Origin of the sequence: Methylobacterium sp. J-001, from assembly GCF_022829565.1 — a bacterium.
GTDB lineage: Bacteria > Pseudomonadota > Alphaproteobacteria > Rhizobiales > Beijerinckiaceae > Methylobacterium.
The window spans coordinates 26309-40684 of the sequence record NZ_JAKSYN010000213.1; the positions used below are offsets into that span (position 1 = coordinate 26309).

15 protein-coding genes and 1 tRNA gene are annotated in these 14376 nt (G+C 68.3%); 6 read left to right on the forward strand and 10 right to left on the reverse strand.

Annotated features, from left to right (window positions below; all coding sequences use genetic code 11):
- The first annotated feature begins 164 nt into the window (after window positions 1–164).
- Window positions 165–860: a Crp/Fnr family transcriptional regulator gene (locus tag MKK65_RS28090; RefSeq protein WP_243961439.1), complete on the forward strand. Its 696-nt coding sequence runs from the start codon at window positions 165–167 to the stop codon at window positions 858–860.
- 90 nt (window positions 861–950) lie between these two features.
- Here the strand turns inward: MKK65_RS28090 and MKK65_RS28095 are convergent, their stop codons facing one another.
- Window positions 951–1175: a hypothetical protein gene (locus tag MKK65_RS28095; RefSeq protein ID WP_243961440.1), complete on the reverse strand. Its 225-nt coding sequence runs from the start codon at window positions 1173–1175 to the stop codon at window positions 951–953.
- Between the two features lie 251 nt (window positions 1176–1426).
- Here MKK65_RS28095 and MKK65_RS28100 point away from each other — a divergent pair, with 251 nt between their 5' ends.
- From MKK65_RS28100 to MKK65_RS28110, 3 genes are all read left to right on the forward strand, one after another.
- Entirely contained in the window at window positions 1427–2068 is a 642-nt protein-coding gene (locus tag MKK65_RS28100; protein WP_243961442.1) for a DUF47 domain-containing protein, read from the forward strand.
- A gap of 9 nt (window positions 2069–2077) precedes the next feature.
- Window positions 2078–3067, forward strand: a complete 990-nt coding sequence (locus MKK65_RS28105) for an inorganic phosphate transporter (RefSeq protein WP_243961444.1) — start codon at window positions 2078–2080, stop codon at window positions 3065–3067.
- 191 nt (window positions 3068–3258) lie between these two features.
- Window positions 3259–3468 (forward strand): hypothetical protein, encoded by a 210-nt coding sequence (locus tag MKK65_RS28110; RefSeq protein ID WP_243961446.1) that lies wholly within the window; start codon window positions 3259–3261, stop codon window positions 3466–3468.
- Between the two features lie 6 nt (window positions 3469–3474).
- Here the strand turns inward: MKK65_RS28110 and MKK65_RS28115 are convergent, their stop codons facing one another.
- The gene (locus MKK65_RS28115) at window positions 3475–3615 is read right to left on the reverse strand and encodes a hypothetical protein (RefSeq protein ID WP_243961448.1); all 141 of its coding nucleotides are present in this window, start codon (window positions 3613–3615) and stop codon (window positions 3475–3477) included.
- 82 nt (window positions 3616–3697) lie between these two features.
- A complete protein-coding gene (locus tag MKK65_RS28120; RefSeq protein ID WP_243961450.1) occupies window positions 3698–4078 on the reverse strand; it encodes an energy transducer TonB in 381 nt (126 codons plus the stop codon).
- Window positions 4079–4404: 326 nt separating this feature from the next.
- Here MKK65_RS28120 and MKK65_RS28125 point away from each other — a divergent pair, with 326 nt between their 5' ends.
- Window positions 4405–4650, forward strand: coding sequence for a hypothetical protein (locus MKK65_RS28125; RefSeq protein WP_058192263.1), 246 nt, complete (start codon window positions 4405–4407; stop codon window positions 4648–4650).
- Window positions 4651–4713: 63 nt separating this feature from the next.
- On the opposite strand, the gene MKK65_RS28130 is transcribed toward MKK65_RS28125, so the two are convergent.
- From MKK65_RS28130 to MKK65_RS28160, 7 genes are all read right to left on the reverse strand, one after another.
- Window positions 4714–4989 (reverse strand): hypothetical protein, encoded by a 276-nt coding sequence (locus tag MKK65_RS28130; protein ID WP_243961452.1) that lies wholly within the window; start codon window positions 4987–4989, stop codon window positions 4714–4716.
- Window positions 4990–5158: 169 nt separating this feature from the next.
- Window positions 5159–5233, reverse strand: a tRNA-Thr gene (locus MKK65_RS28135).
- 85 nt (window positions 5234–5318) lie between these two features.
- Window positions 5319–5774: an NUDIX hydrolase gene (locus MKK65_RS28140; protein ID WP_243961455.1), complete on the reverse strand. Its 456-nt coding sequence runs from the start codon at window positions 5772–5774 to the stop codon at window positions 5319–5321.
- Between the two features lie 240 nt (window positions 5775–6014).
- Window positions 6015–7511 (reverse strand): heme biosynthesis protein HemY, encoded by a 1497-nt coding sequence (locus tag MKK65_RS28145; protein WP_058192266.1) that lies wholly within the window; start codon window positions 7509–7511, stop codon window positions 6015–6017.
- 123 nt (window positions 7512–7634) lie between these two features.
- A complete protein-coding gene (locus MKK65_RS28150) occupies window positions 7635–9935 on the reverse strand; it encodes a COG4223 family protein (protein ID WP_243961456.1) in 2301 nt (766 codons plus the stop codon).
- The gene (locus MKK65_RS28155; RefSeq protein WP_243961457.1) at window positions 9898–10617 is read right to left on the reverse strand and encodes a uroporphyrinogen-III synthase; all 720 of its coding nucleotides are present in this window, start codon (window positions 10615–10617) and stop codon (window positions 9898–9900) included. Before MKK65_RS28155 ends, MKK65_RS28150 begins: the two co-directional genes overlap by 38 nt.
- Before the next feature lie 3 nt (window positions 10618–10620).
- Entirely contained in the window at window positions 10621–11496 is an 876-nt protein-coding gene (locus tag MKK65_RS28160; protein ID WP_243961458.1) for an aldose 1-epimerase family protein, read from the reverse strand.
- Window positions 11497–11982: 486 nt separating this feature from the next.
- Here MKK65_RS28160 and MKK65_RS28165 point away from each other — a divergent pair, with 486 nt between their 5' ends.
- A complete protein-coding gene (locus tag MKK65_RS28165) occupies window positions 11983–14370 on the forward strand; it encodes an EAL domain-containing protein (protein WP_243961459.1) in 2388 nt (795 codons plus the stop codon).
- The last annotated feature ends 6 nt before the right edge of the window (window positions 14371–14376 follow it).

Genomic DNA, 14376 nt, shown 5'->3' on the forward strand with positions numbered 1-14376 from the left:
CACAGAAAAATAGGTTTCTGATTAGGGTACGATTTCAGACACAGGGATATCCCAGCCATCGAAATCTGATCTAAATTCATTCAGCGGCTTTGTATATATGAGACGAACGACATTTGTTGACCCGATACTTGACGCTTTAATCATAGATAGACTGGACCGCACGAATGCTCACCGCTCGCCCGGCCAACCTGACGGCCTACGCGACCCATCCCAAGAGCCTCACGAACGAACTCGGATTTTCGCTGCGGGAGCGCGCGGTTCCGAAGCAGAACGAAATCCTGGTTCCGGGGTCTACGCCGAACGTCGCTCACCTGTTGCTGGCCGGCCATACATGCCGCTACCGTATGCTGCAGGACGGTCGACGCCAGATCACCGCCATCCTGGTTCCGGGTGATATCTGCGATTTGGAAGCGATCTTGGCGGGGCGCTCCAGCTATGCCGTCAGCACGCTCACCCGCTGCACGCTCGGCGAGATCCCGCTGTCGCGGTTCGCAACAACCAACGATCCCGCTCTCACAACATCTCTGCAACGCCGCCTGCGCCGCGACGAGGCCATAGCCCGCGAATGGATCGTCAGCCTGGGTCGCCGGGACGGGATCGAGCGTACGGCGCATCTGATCTGCGAATTACGCTGGCGGCTTGCTGAAGTCGGACAGGCGACGGAAGACAGCTACGAATTGCGCATCACCCAGCACGATCTGGCGGATGCGCTGGGCCTGACCTCCGTGCACGTGAACCGCGTGCTGATGAATTTGCGTGCCGAAGGGCTCATCCACCTCAAGGCCGGCCGACTGACGATCATGGACCGCACACGCCTAAAGCACTTGGCACAGTTCGATCCAGCTTATCTAATTCAGTGATTGCAGTCCTGACGGGCTGCATCGGCCTCGATCCTCCGGTGCATCCCGGCGCAAGTTCCGGGACGCACCGTCGATATCGGCCGGCTCGCATCAGCGGGTCGGCATCGCGGTCGCGGTGACGACCCGAGTCGCGGTCAGAGCGGTTGGAACCAGCCGCGGCGTGGTCGCCAGTTCGGTCGCAGGACGCACAACCGAGGTCGCGCGGGCCTGTTCGCGGTAGAGCGGTGGCGTCAGGGCAATGGCCTCATCCGCCAGGGCGGAGCCGATCATCGGCAGGAAGGCCAGGGTGGCGATCAGGAAGGGTCGCAGGGTCATCGTGTGAAAGCCTTTCGCTGTCCGGGTCCGAAGCCCGGTGTCGAGGCACTATTTACGTTGCAGCGCAACATGGTTCAAACAGATCCGATCGATATCAGAAATCGATTTGATCAATGATGCGCTGAACTATGACGGCCGGCTCATGCGGCCCGCGTTCCGCCTTGAGGCTGATGCGGTTCTTGGACCATCATGGTAGGCGTCTCCGCTCCATCGAAGTCGCACAGATACTGGTACTCGAACCGAGACGTCGCATGCTGGGCTGGTTTCGTGCACTGATGCCGAGGGAAGATCGTTTCTTCGACCTGTTCGAGCGTCATGCCGCAACGATCGTGGGCGGCGCAGCCGCTCTCCGGGCGTTGCTTGACGGCACCGAGGACGTGCCGGTGGCCTGCCAGGCGATTGCCGATCACGAAGACCAGGCCGACACTATTGCCCGAGAGACCCTCCTGGCCGTTCGTCGGACCTTCATCACCCCGTTCGACCGGGGCGACATCCAGGCGCTGGTCGGCTCCCTGGACGATGCCATCGACCAGATGCTCAAGACCGCCAAGACGGTCCAGCTGTTCGAGGTCACCGCCTTCGAACCGTCGATGCGCGAGATGGGCGCGGTGATCCAGGAGGCGGCTGCCGCGACCGCCGAGGCGCTCCCGAAACTGAGGGCCCTGGGCGAGAACGCCACCGTGCTGAACACCCTGACCGAGCGGGTCATCCAGCTCGAAGGCCGGGCCGACGATCTGCACAATGCCGGGCTGAAGGCGCTGTTCAAGGCGTCCCGGCAGGATCCCATGGCCTTCGTGGTCGGGTCCGAACTCTACGATCACCTGGAGAAGGTCATGGACAGGTTCGAAGATGTCGCGAACCAGATCAGCAGCATCGTGGTCGAGCATGTTTGAGCCGATCGCGTGACGCTCCTGATCGTCCTCATCGCCGTTGCCCTGTTCTTCGACTTCTTGAACGGCCTGCACGACGCGGCCAATTCGATCGCCACCATCGTGTCGACCCGGGTGCTGGCCCCCCGCTACGCCGTCATCTGGGCGGCGTTCTTCAACTTCGTGGCGTTCCTGATCTTCGGCCTGCACGTCGCCAGCACGGTGGGGTCGGGCATCGTCGACGTCACGATGGTGACCGATCGGGTGATCCTGGGGGCGCTGGGCGGCGCGATTAGCTGGAACTTGGTCACCTGGTATGCCGGCATCCCGTCCTCGAGCTCGCACGCGCTGATCGGGGGCCTGTTGGGGGCCGGCATCGCGAAGGCAGGTCTCGGCGCAATCGTCTGGCCCGGCGTGATCGCCACCAGCGCCGCCATCGTGCTCTCGCCGGCGCTGGGCTTCGGCCTCGGGCTTCTGCTGATGCTGGCCGTGTCGTGGATCTTCGTGCGCTCGACACCCCACGCCGTGGATCGGCTGTTCCGGGGGATGCAGTTCATCTCGGCCTCGCTGTACTCGCTCGGGCACGGCGGCAACGACGCGCAGAAGACCATGGGGATCATCGCTGTGCTGCTCTATGCGCACGGGGAGGGGGGCGGAGCGTTCCACGTCCCGCTCTGGGTGGTGCTTTCCTGCCAGACCGCCATGGCGCTCGGTACCCTGCTCGGCGGTTGGCGCATCGTCCACACGATGGGCTCAAAGATCACCCGGCTCACACCCATGCAGGGCTTCTGCGCCGAGTCCGGCGGGGCCGTGACCCTCTTTGCCGCCACCGCGTTCGGGATCCCGGTCTCGACCACCCACACGATCACCGGGGCGATCATCGGAGTCGGCGCGGCCAAGCGTGTATCGGCGGTGCGCTGGAACGTCGCCCAAGGGATCGTGGTCGCCTGGGTGATCACCATGCCGGCCGCGGCCCTGGTGGCGGCCCTGGTCTACGGCGCCTCGGGCTTCGTGCTGCCCTGACTATTTCAGCCCTCGGAGGGCTGAGGGTCCCGCTGAACCGGCAGCGCCGACGCTGCGGCCGAAAATATTTGCCCTATCAAATTCACTAAATTTGCACCTGCAAATATGGCGGACTGCAAAGAATTGCGGTATAAATTTTACTGTTCTACCGTATAGGGGCCAGCTTGTTGCTTATCGCGGCCCTCTTATTCGTGGCTGGCGTTCTGGAAGGCTTGTACTACCGAGCCCAGATCGTTGTGGCGAGTTCGATACTCATCGCCCTGGTCTGCCTACCGCTCTGGGCGCTTACATCCGCGATTGACCTCGAGAAGGTCCTAATGCTGTTCGCCTATCTGACGGCGCATCAGTCCGGCTATCTCGTGGGCGCCTATGCCGGGGCCGGCACCCATCACGACCCGTGACGCGGCTCACCAAGTCCAGACGATCCGGCCGGTATAGCGATAGATTACTACCCAGATCCCAATCGACATGAACAGCGATGCGACAACAACCGGGAAGGGCGGTTTCCAGCCTTCCACGCGGCGCAGCCTCCCGAATGCGTCCTTCACCGTCAGCCTCCCGGGCGCACCCTACGCAGCGAGCCCGAACGGAGGGGAACCAGAGAAAGTTTCAGGTTGCGGCTCTCGCGGCTCAGCGGCCGAACTGCACCGGGACGCTGAGGTCGGCGACTCCGGTTTCCGCCAAAAGCTCGGCCGGAGGAGCCGTGAACGGGCTCGCTCCCTGCACCGCCCGGAGCGCACGTTGGTCCAGACCGCGCGAGCCCGAGCTATGCTCGATCTCGACCTGACGCACCGAACCGTCGGCGGCGATCTCGACTCGTACTAGCACCGTGCCGGACGCCCCACGCGTGTTCCCGTGGCGGTCGGTGCGATCGACTGCGTCGATCCGCGTGACAAGGGCGGACAGCCAGTTTCGCACCGCGGGGGAGACACCCGTCCGGGCCTCCGCCAGCCAGGGCACCAGCAGGAGACCGAGGATGACGGTTCCGTAAGTCCACACGCGTGACGACATGCAGGAACAACGACCCTATGGCTGGTTGGTGGCCCGGTTATCCTTACCCTGAAGGGTTTACCGGTCGTCACCTCCGAGCCCAGGCCGCTGGCGCGCGAAATTTTCGCCCTGGCCCGGTTCGTCAGTTCGGCAGACGGGTACCTTGATCCATGATGGGAAACCCGCCAAGCGTGACGCTTATGATGGTTGATCGTCCAGCTTCAACACAGGCCGTCGCCCCGGACGCGGGCCGCATGCGCGGTAGCGTTTGAAGCAACCTCGCCCAAGGGCATTCAGGCCCCCGGCGAGGCCGCCAACATCCCACCTTGATTGAGGAGTGAGCCTACATGACCCGATTGGCGGAGTTGCAGAGCGACCCGGCATTCCAGCAGGCCGTGCTCGCGGTCCGCGGCGCGGCCAGCACGCTGAGCGGCCGGGCCGTCACCGCGGAGGAAGCCAGCTTCTTGGTCGGTATCGCGCTAGCCACCTACGCCAATGCCGGCGGCCTGACCGAGCCGAGCGTTAGTCGCCTCGCCCGGTTCTCGGACACGCTGGGTCAGGATGAAACCCTCGACAGCCTGACCAAGCACTGAGAGCGGCGCAAGCCCTGAACGTTGAATCGCGTTCGCGGCTACCGCAGCCCAAGGGCGGACCGGCTACAGAAAGCCCGTCCGCCGTGCCAGCATCACGCCAAAGGCGAGACAAGCGGCGAGGCTGACGACCAGCATGGCGAAATTCGTCCAGAACCGGACCGGCCGGCTGGAGCCCTCGATCCCGCTGGCACGCAGCCTGACCCAGGGCACATAGAGGAACAGCGCCACCACCGTCAGGATCATGAACGCGAAACTGGGGATTCGCCCGGAAAACAGCGCGATCCCGGCCAGAACGACCCAGCCGAGTACAATACCCGCCATCGTGAGAAGGGCCGTCATATTCACGTCCGCCTCATCCTCCCATCGGAAGTATCGACGCGCAGCCGCCTGCAGGACGGAAGGCGGACCGGGCGTCTCGAATTGTCTTTCGCGGGGTCAAAGATCAGTGCAGGCGTTCAGACAAGAACGCCTGCAGAATGTGACCCAAATAGGCTGCTATCAGAATATCTGGTGCTGCGAGAGAGGATTGAACTCTCGACCTCTTCATTACCAATGAAGTGCTCTACCACTGAGCTACCGCAGCAAGCGCCGTGGCGACCCCGCTTGGGGGCGTGTCCGTCCGGCTGAGAGGGGCCATAAAGGATCGGCGGCGGCTTGGCAACGGTGGGTTACGCGTCTGGCACGTTTACTTGCTGGCAGGTGGCCCGAATGATCGCAGCGAGGCCGGGCTCGGACACGGCCTCGGCAGCTTCAGCAGGGGTGAACCAGCGCAGCTCGCGCTGATTCATTTCGGGGAAGGTCTTGAGCTGCTTGCGCACCTTAAGCGGAAACACCTTGACCTGGCAGAGGACGGCGTCGAGGTTCTTCAGGCGCTTCTGGTAAAAATAGTAGCCGAGCGGGCGCTTGCCGACATCGCCGCGCAGGCCAGCTTCCTCGTAGGCTTCGCGGGCTGCCGCCTCGAACGGCTTACGGCCCTTCATCGGCCAGCCCTTCGGGATGACCCAGCGTCGGCTTTCCCGAGACGTCACCAGAAGAATTCGGTGCTCGCCATCACGGCCCAGCTGGAACGGCAGGACGCCCACCTGCCGCCGGGGCTCGGCTTCGTCTTCGACCGCGCTCGTCACGGCTGCACCGGGCGGGCCGGAGCCCCTGTCGAACCCAACCGGATCAGCGAAACAGCCGGGAGATAGAACGGAGAACAGATGATCGGACCCTCTGACGGCGGCTGGCCGTATCAGTAACAAAATACGCGGTATCAGCAACTTCCGTCAACATAACCGCGCGATACGGGGAAACGTTCAGCCAAGACTGATATCTCCCTGCATCCTCTTCCATTGCTGGCTAACGCCAAATCCGTCGTCTGATCATGCGGTCCGCCGCACTCCACCCGAGCTGGCGGCTGGAACCGCAGCGGCGGCCATGCCGGCAGAGACCGGATCGGCAGCCGGCGTCGCGGTCGTGTTCGTTGCCGGCATGATGGTGGGGAGCGGGGCAGCCGATGTCGGACCGGCCGGAACCAGCGCGGGCTGCGCCGCCTCAGGTTCCTCCGGCTCTACCACGGGGGCGGGTGCAGCCAGCGTGTTCGGCGGCTCGCGCCAGGCGAAAGCGTCGAGACGACCGGTGACCGGCGAGACGGGCGCCCAAGTGTCGGAGGCGATCCCGTCGGCGATCCAGACCGGATCGCGTGGCGCCCGGGCCGCGCGGGACAGCCACTCGCGGGCCTGCCCCGACGCCGCACCGTGCTCAGCCTCTTCGATCGCTGCCATCATCAGGCTGGTGCGCACGGTGGGGCGGTCGGCAAGCAGCGGCTTCACCGCTTCCCGGGCGCGGCCGTAATCGCGCGCATCGAGCGCTGCCTGCGCCACGGCTATGCGTGCCTCTGGGTCCCAGGAGGACAATTTGGCCAGGGTCTCAGCACGGGCCAGGCGGTCGCGGACCGAGTCGCCGGTGCGTAGGCCGAGATAGACCATGGCCAGGTCCGGATGGGGGTTGGCCTTCCAGGCCGTCTCGACGATTTTCGCGGCCTTTCGGAGATCGCCGCGGCGGGACAGCAGCCGCCCTGCGATGCAAGCCGCCGGAACCAGATCTGGGGCGAGCTTGACCGCCTGCAGAACGCGCTCCGTGGCGAGTTCGGGTTCGCCGGCCTCGCGCTCGCCGGCGATCGCCGTCAGGAGCACGGCCCGTTGGCGCCGGGCGGTCGGCTTGTCGATCAGGCCGAGCGAGGAGCGTCGCTCGACGGTCTCCAGGGCCGAGGCCCAATCGCCATCGGCCGAGTGCGCCTCCAGCACCGCTTCGTTGGCCCAGGTGACGCTCGGAGCAAGGCGGGCCGCTTCCACCGCGTAGGCACGTGCGGCGGTCTCGTCCTCGCGGCGGCGCGCTTCCACAAACAGGCCGCGCAGGCCGAGCACCCGGGTCTCGGGATCGTCGACCATGCGTTGGAAGGCGCTCTCCGCGGCATCCCGGTCGCCGGAGATCTGTGCGGCCTGCGCCTTGAGCAGCAGGGTCAGTGGCTCGGGCCCGAGCAGCCGCTCGGCGTCCCCGGCGTAGCGCCGGGCCGCGAGCGGATCGCCCGAACCCACCGCCACCATCCCGCGCGAGAGGGCGGAGAAGCCCTTGGCCCGACGGCGCTCGGCCGAGCCCCGGACCAACGCCTCGGGCAGGCCGATCACGCCGCGCACGATCGCCCAGAGCAGTCCCAAGACGATCGCGGCTGCGATGACGCCCACAAGGGCGACCGCGAGGCTGGTGCCGATCTGGTAGCCGTTCCAGACGACGGTGACAGTGCCGGGCCGGTCGGCGATCCAGACCGCCCCGAAGGCGGCAAGTGCGAGCAGGGCCAGGAAGGCGAGGGCGCGCCACATGAGGTCAGTGTCTCCTGTCGATGGCCGTCGGGCGGCCGCCGCTGGGTGCGGAAGGGGCGGAACAGCTATGTGCCCGCCCGGCGTTGATGCAGCCGCGCGGCGCGCGGATCGGCGCCGTCACGCCTAGCGGCCGGGTGCCGCCACCGGAGCGGCACTGGCGGCCTGATCCGTCGGCAGAGCCTTGAACGCGCCAGCGAGCAGCGTCCGGACGGCCTCCTCGGCGGCAGCCCGGGCCTTCAGCTTGGCCGCGAAGTCGCCCGTCTGGTCCCGCGCCTCCGTCGACAGCGCGGCGAAAGCCGCGGACGCCGCCGGCAGGTCGCCACGGTCGAGGGCCGCCTGGACCTTGGTCTCGGGCTCGTCCGACGCGTCCGGCGTGGTAGCGGGTGCGTCGACCTTGCGCACCTGCACGAGACCGTCGGCCATGCTCAGGAGTTTGGTACGGAAATCGCCGGTTTCGGCTGCGCTCTTGGCCCGCAACGACCGGCGCTGGGCGGCGATCTGCTCAGCAATCGGCCGGAAGTCGTTGGCGAGTTGGGCCGTGGTCGGCGCGCCGGTCTCGGCGTAGGGCGCGAGCGCCGCCGCCTGAGACTCCGCACCCGGATCGAGCTTGCGCAGGGTCGCCAGCGGCTCGGCGTAGGGCATGCCGGCCGCCAGGGCGGACGCCACCCGGTCGGCGACCACGACCCGAAGGGCTGCCTGAACGGTGGCGACCTCGGCGCGCTGGGCCAGCCCCTTGTCCAGGGCGGCGATCTTGTCCGCCTGGTCCTGCAGGCGGCGATCGACCGCCTTGGTGGCTTCGGCGGCCTGGGCCTGCCCGGCCTCGGCGGCGGTGCGGCTCGCCTGTGTCGCCGCCTGGACCGCCTCGGTCGCCGCCTTCACGCGGCCATCGAGGGCCTGCTGCAGACTGTCGAGACGCTGACCAAGGGCGGCATCGGCGTCCGCATTGGCCTTGGTCCGCTGCTCGACCTCGCCCTGCAGGGCAGCGATCTTTTTCGATGCCCCGGCGAGTTCGCCCTTGCCGGGCTGATCGGCTTCGAGCGCCTTCACACGCGCATCGAGATCGGCGACCTGCTTGGGATCGGCCGCCTGGGCAACGCCAAGTTTCGAATCGGCCTGTTGATCCCGGCCGGGCTCCTCCTGAAGCGCCGCAACACGCTGATCGAGGCTATCGAGGCGCGCAGAGAGATCAGCCGGCAGAGCAGACGCAGGGGCAACCGCTGACCCGTCCGTCGCGGCGGCGCCCGGCGCCGGAGCCTTCTCCAGCGCCTGCCGGGCCGCAGCTTCGGCGGCGGCGACGCGCTTGTCGAGATCGGCAACGGCGGCGCGTGGCGCGAGAGCGTCGACGCGCTTGTCGAGCGTCGCGACCTGCCCGGACAGGTTGGGATCGGTACCGTTCGGTCGCACGAAGCCGCCGAGTCCGGCGCGCTCGACACCGAACAGGGCGCCGGCCCCGATCAGACCACCGAGCAGGCTGGCCGCCGCCAGGGAGCCGAACCCGGCCCGGGCGCGCCCGGCCGGCGCGGCCGCCGCCGCCGAGGAGGCAACGCCGGGAACCGATCCTTTCGGAGGGCCCTTGGCACCGTCTTTCGGAGCGTCCTTTGCGGTTTCCTTCGAAGGTTCCTTTCCGGGTGTCGGCGGATCTGGAATGCGCTTGGCCTTCAAATCAAGGATCGGGCCGGCTGTCACCGCGGCGGCCGCGGCATTGGCCGCCGTCGCGCCGGGACGGGGACCGCTGCCGGGCTGCGGTCCTGTTCCCGGCTGGCCGGGCTTTGCGGGATCCGGTTTGGCACCCTCGGGCTTGCCGGGTTCGGGCTTGCCGGGGTCGGATTTTACGCCGGCGGCCATCGAAGCCGCCCTGGCGGATTCCGGACCGGACGAGGCCGTGGCGCCGGTCGGGGAGGCCTCAGTCTTGCCGAGACCCGAACCCCCGGGTGCTCCCCCAGCCGGCTTCGGGCCGCCCGCGGCGCCGACGCCGAAAGCGGGTTTGCCGGCTTCAGGCTTACCATCGGGGACACCGAGCCCACCCGGCTTGGCCGTCACAACCGGGTCGGTTGCCGGCTTGGGCGGCGTGGTCGGCTGGGTCCCGGAGGCAGGATTCGAAGCCTGATTCGAGAGCGTCTGCGCGGGCTTGGCGCCACCGACCGCGGGAGCCGGCGACTTCGCCTCGGGCTTGGCATCGCCTAGCTTGGCATTCGTCCGCGCGGGATCGGGCTGCGCAGGCGATGACGGGGCGGCGCCCGGCTTCGGGCTGCCGGCTCCAGGCTTGTCGGCGTCGCTGGGTGGTGGCGTCACGGGCAAGTCCTCCAACTCTTCGGCGTCGCCGCGCTCCCGTAGCACCACGGCGGCACCGGGCGCGAGGGCGAGATACGGCGGCTCTGTCTTGCTGTCACCGCGCGCCGTCACCACGGTATGACGCGAGGGCATCGAGCAGATCCGTTTCCCGCGGTCGCGCCGAGACGAAATGGACCGGGACACCGGCGGCTTCCAGGGGGAACGCGACATCAGCCGACAGGCAGTAATGCCTCAGGCGGCGGAAAGCTCCGCCGTGATTTGATCCGTCGGCCAGCGCGAGCGCGACGGCTGCGCTGCGGCGGGAATAGTGCAGGACGGCATCGAGCGCTCCGGCCGCGAGGGCATCCTGCGCCGAATTCGGCAGGGCGGGCAGCGCATCCGCCGCATAGGCGACGAAGAGAGCGACGGAAAACCCGGCGGCGGCCAGACTCGCCGCGGGCTCGGGTTTGCGCGCGGTCCCGGTGGCGTGGAGCAGGCGCGAACCCGCGGGCAGCACCTGCGCCACGAGAGCGGCGAGCCCGGCGGCTTCGCCCGGTCCCTCCCGGACCGGGCCGAGCCCGGCCTCGATCGCCAGCGCGGCGGTTCGGGCGCCGACCGCGAAGACCGGCAGGCCGCGTAAGGCGGCGACGTCCCGCAGCGCCGGCACCGCGTTGGCGCTGGTGAGCAGCAGGCCGTCGAAGGGCCCGTCCGGGGGCGGCGCATCGGTCGAACGAACCACCAGCACGGGTGCGACGAGGGGGATATGCCCGCGTGCCGCGAGAGCCGCGCCCGTTCGGGCGGCGCCGGGCTCGGGCCGGGCGACCCAGACGCGCAAGCGCTAGCCTTCCAGGCTCAGGCGGACGCCGTGGCGCGCCTGCGCCCCCGGAGGCAGCAGGCGTTGCGAATCGCGTTCCTGGAGCGGGCCGGAGAAATCCGCCCAGTCGGCGTAGCCGGTCCAGCATTCCAGCGACAGGAACGGCGCGGTCGGCTTGGTCCAGACGGCGAGGTGCGGGAAATCATCCATCTCCATGCGGATCGCCGTCTTGGGTCCGGTAAACCGCATCCACCGGCTCGTCGCGTTCCGGAGCACGAAGGCTTCGGTGAAGATCGCCGGGTCGAGCGGCAGGGTGTCGCCGTCGAGCGGGATCGGCTGCTCGTCGCGCAGCAGCAACCCGCCGGGGCCGACCTGAGGGGCAAACGGGCGCTCGGCCTGCTCGAATTCCACCGCGTAGCCGCCATCCCTGGCGCGCGTGCCGCCCGCGAAGGGCCACGGGAAGGCCGGGTGGAAGCCGAGCGCGTAGGGCAGGGGGGCGTCGCCGGGATTGGCCACGGTCACGGTGAAATCCAGGCTGGCCGGGCGCACCCGGGCGGCGACCTCGAGACGGAACGCGAACGGATAATGCGCCCGTGTCTCGGGCCCGTCGGTGAGCTGCAGGATCACCGCGTCGGCGCTGCGCTCCACCACCGCGAAAGGCAGGTCCCGGGCGAAGCCGTGCTGGGCCATCGGGTAGCTCTCGGACCCGACCCGCACCTGCCCGCCGGACGAGGCGCCGACCACCGGGAAGAGCCAGGGGGCGTGCCGGTTCCAGTGCGCGGGGTGGCCGCTCCACAGATACTCGGCCCCGCCGACCCGCCAGGAGACCGGCTCGGCCCCATGGGTGGCAAGTGTCGCCGTGGTCCCATCGGGCGCGGTCAGGTCGATGCGCGAACTCAAGCGGGCCTCCCGGGCGATCCTCGGACTGCCGAGGTAACGGACCCGGGCCGGGACGCAAGGGGCGCGGCGGAACGGATGGTCCGTCTCTCCGCCCCGTATGCCGCCCCGTATGCCGCCGACGCGCGGGATCGCGATCGGAGGCTTGCGACCGGTCCCGAGGCTCTACGGAGTGTAAACACCTGTTCGTCCGCTTCCGTACAGAGACTGCGCAAGCGGAGCGGTCTGCGATAAGGCCACGGGGCGGATCGCCATCGCTCGGTAGCGAGAGACTTGGAGCGCGACAGCCTCGGTCGTCTCGTCGGACCGGCGGCCTGAGAACGGCGCATCGCTCAAACCTGCAACCCAGCGCCTGCAGCAGCTACAACCCAAGATATTATAACGCGGCTTGTTGGCACTCGCTTTCGCGGGATGCACTACGTGAGATTAACGGTCTGAACATGAGATAGCTATAGCCAGAGGGCGGCATCCCCTCCCTGGTTTAATCTTATGCTGAAGGTCGCTGGTTGCTTCGTCGACTCCCATGATGTCTGGCTCGTCGGTCTGGCGGCTCTGACGTGCGCCCTGGCGGCGACCACGTGCATCGAGCTTCTGCGGCACGCCCGCAAAGCGATCCCGAGGATCCGCGCGGTCTGGCTCGGCGTCGCGGCGGTGGCCGGGGGATCCGGCATCTGGGCGACCCACTTCATCGCCATGCTGGCCTTCGAGCCGAACCTGCCGAGCGCCTACGCTGTCGGCCTCACGGGCCTCTCGCTCGTCTACGCCATCGCGTTGACCGGGCTCGGCCTCGCCATCGCGATCACCCCCGCCCTGCCGTTCGCGGGCGCGCTCGGCGGCACCGTCCTCGGGCTCGGCATCGCGGCCATGCACTATACCGGCATGGCCGCGTTCGAGATCGCCGGGCACATCCGGTGGGATCGCGCCCTCGTGGCGGCATCCCTGATCTCCGGCGCGTCCTTCGGCGCGGCCGCCCTGCCGATGGCGCTCGCCGGCGAGCGCTTGAGAGGGCGCATGACCGGCGCGCTGCTGCTGCTCATCGCGATCTGCAGCCACCACTTCATCGCCATGGGCGCGGTCACGATCGTGCCCGATCCGGGCGTCCTGATATCGGAGAGCGCCATCCCGGCGCGCTGGCTCGCCGCCGGCGTCGCCCTGGCGAGCCTGGCCATCCTGTTCCTGGCCGGTGCGGCGCTGACCCTCGACATCCGCGATCGCCGCCAGGCGGCGCTGGAACGGGAGCGGCTGCACAGCCTCGCCAACGCCGCGGTCGAAGGCTTGGTCGTGTGCCGCGGCGATCGCATCGTCAGCGCCAACGACAGCTTCGGCGCCCTCGTGGGCTTCGCGGCCGCCGACCTGTCGGGAATCCCGCTGTCGCGGTTCCTGCCGGAAGCCGCGACGCGCCTCGCGCTGGCCACCCCGGCGGATCAGCCGGTGGAGACGGAGCTGCGGCACGCCGAAGACGCCTCCCAGATCCCGGTCGAGCTGATCATGCGGCCGGTCACCTACGGCAACCAGCCCCATTACGCCATCGCGGTCCGCGATCTGCGTGCCCGGCGCCGGGCCGAGCGACAGATCGAGTTCCTGGCGCACCACGACGCGCTGACCAGCCTGGCCAACCGGGCGCGCTTCAACCAGCGCCTGGATCAGGAACTGAAGGTCGCCAAGGTCACCGGCCGGCGGCTCGCGGTGCTGTGCCTCGATCTGGACCGGTTCAAGGAAGTCAACGACCTCTTCGGCCACGCGGCCGGCGACACCATGCTGATCACGGTCGCGCAATCGGTGAGCGCACTCCTCGACAAGACCCAGCTGATGGCCCGGCTCGGAGGCGATGAATTCGCGATCCTCATGCCCTGCGATCAAGCGATCGCGGCCGGGCGCCTGGCCGAGCAGATCCTGGACGCCCTGCGCAACAGCGCCGAGGGAACCGGCCCGACGATCGCCACCAGCGTCGGCATCGCGCTCTTCCCCGACGACACGGATGAGCGGGCCTCGCTCCTGAGCTACGCGGACACGGCGCTCTACCGCGCCAAGTCCGAGGGCCGCGGCACCTACCGGTTCTTCGAGGCGCGCATGGGCGCACAGATCCGCGAGCGGGGCCTCCTCGAGCACGACATGCGGCATGCCGTGGCCCGCGGCGAGATGCACCTCGTCTACCAGCCGCAGACGGACGTGCGGGACGGGTCCGTGCTGGGCTTCGAGGTGCTGCTGCGCTGGCAGCATCCGCAGCGCGGCGCGGTGTCGCCGGACCTGTTCATTCCGATCGCGGAGGAGAGCGGCGCGATCCTGCAGATCGGCGAATGGGTGCTGCGGGAAGCCTGCCGCGAGGCCGCAGGCTGGCCGAACCCGCTCACCATCGCTGTCAACGTCTCGGGCCTCCAGCTCCACGCGCCGCACTTCGCGCAGCTGGTCCACGAGGTCCTGTTCCAGACCGGGCTGAAGCCCGAGCGCCTCGAGATCGAGATCACCGAGACGGCCCTGATCCGCGATCCCGCCCGGGCCCAATCTACCCTGCGCCAGCTCAAGGCCCTGGGGGTGCGCATCGCCATGGACGATTTCGGGACCGGCTATTCATCCCTGTCGAACCTCCGGACCTACCCGTTCGACCGGATCAAGATCGACGGCTCGTTCATCCGGGCGGTAAACGGCAACGCGCAGGCCGCCGCGATCGTGCGATCCGTCCTCGGCCTCGGCCGAGGCCTGGGCCTTCCGGTCCTGGCCGAGGGCGTCGAGACGGAGGCGGAGCTCGATTTCCTGGTCAGCGAGCATTGCGACGCCGCGCAGGGCTACCTGATGGGCCGGCCTTCCGCGATCGCGGCGTTCGCCGCGCACACGCACGGGACGGAACCCGACGGCGCGGGGCAGGCCCTGGTGGCCTGACCGCCT

Bases quoted from the DNA above. Each gene is read 5' to 3' on its own strand.
- MKK65_RS28090 (WP_243961439.1), top strand. From the start codon at position 165: ATGCTCACCGCTCGCCCGGCCAACCTGACGGCCTACGCGACCCATCCC.
- MKK65_RS28095 (WP_243961440.1), bottom strand. From the start codon at position 1,175: ATGACCCTGCGACCCTTCCTGATCGCCACCCTGGCCTTCCTGCCGATG.
- MKK65_RS28100 (WP_243961442.1), top strand. From the start codon at position 1,427: ATGCTGGGCTGGTTTCGTGCACTGATGCCGAGGGAAGATCGTTTCTTC.
- MKK65_RS28120 (WP_243961450.1), bottom strand. From the start codon at position 4,078: ATGTCGTCACGCGTGTGGACTTACGGAACCGTCATCCTCGGTCTCCTG.
- MKK65_RS28125 (WP_058192263.1), top strand. From the start codon at position 4,405: ATGACCCGATTGGCGGAGTTGCAGAGCGACCCGGCATTCCAGCAGGCC.
- MKK65_RS28130 (WP_243961452.1), bottom strand. From the start codon at position 4,989: ATGACGGCCCTTCTCACGATGGCGGGTATTGTACTCGGCTGGGTCGTT.
- MKK65_RS28145 (WP_058192266.1), bottom strand. From the start codon at position 7,511: ATGTGGCGCGCCCTCGCCTTCCTGGCCCTGCTCGCACTTGCCGCCTTC.
- MKK65_RS28150 (WP_243961456.1), bottom strand. From the start codon at position 9,935: ATGCCCTCGCGTCATACCGTGGTGACGGCGCGCGGTGACAGCAAGACA.
- MKK65_RS28165 (WP_243961459.1), top strand. From the start codon at position 11,983: ATGCTGAAGGTCGCTGGTTGCTTCGTCGACTCCCATGATGTCTGGCTC.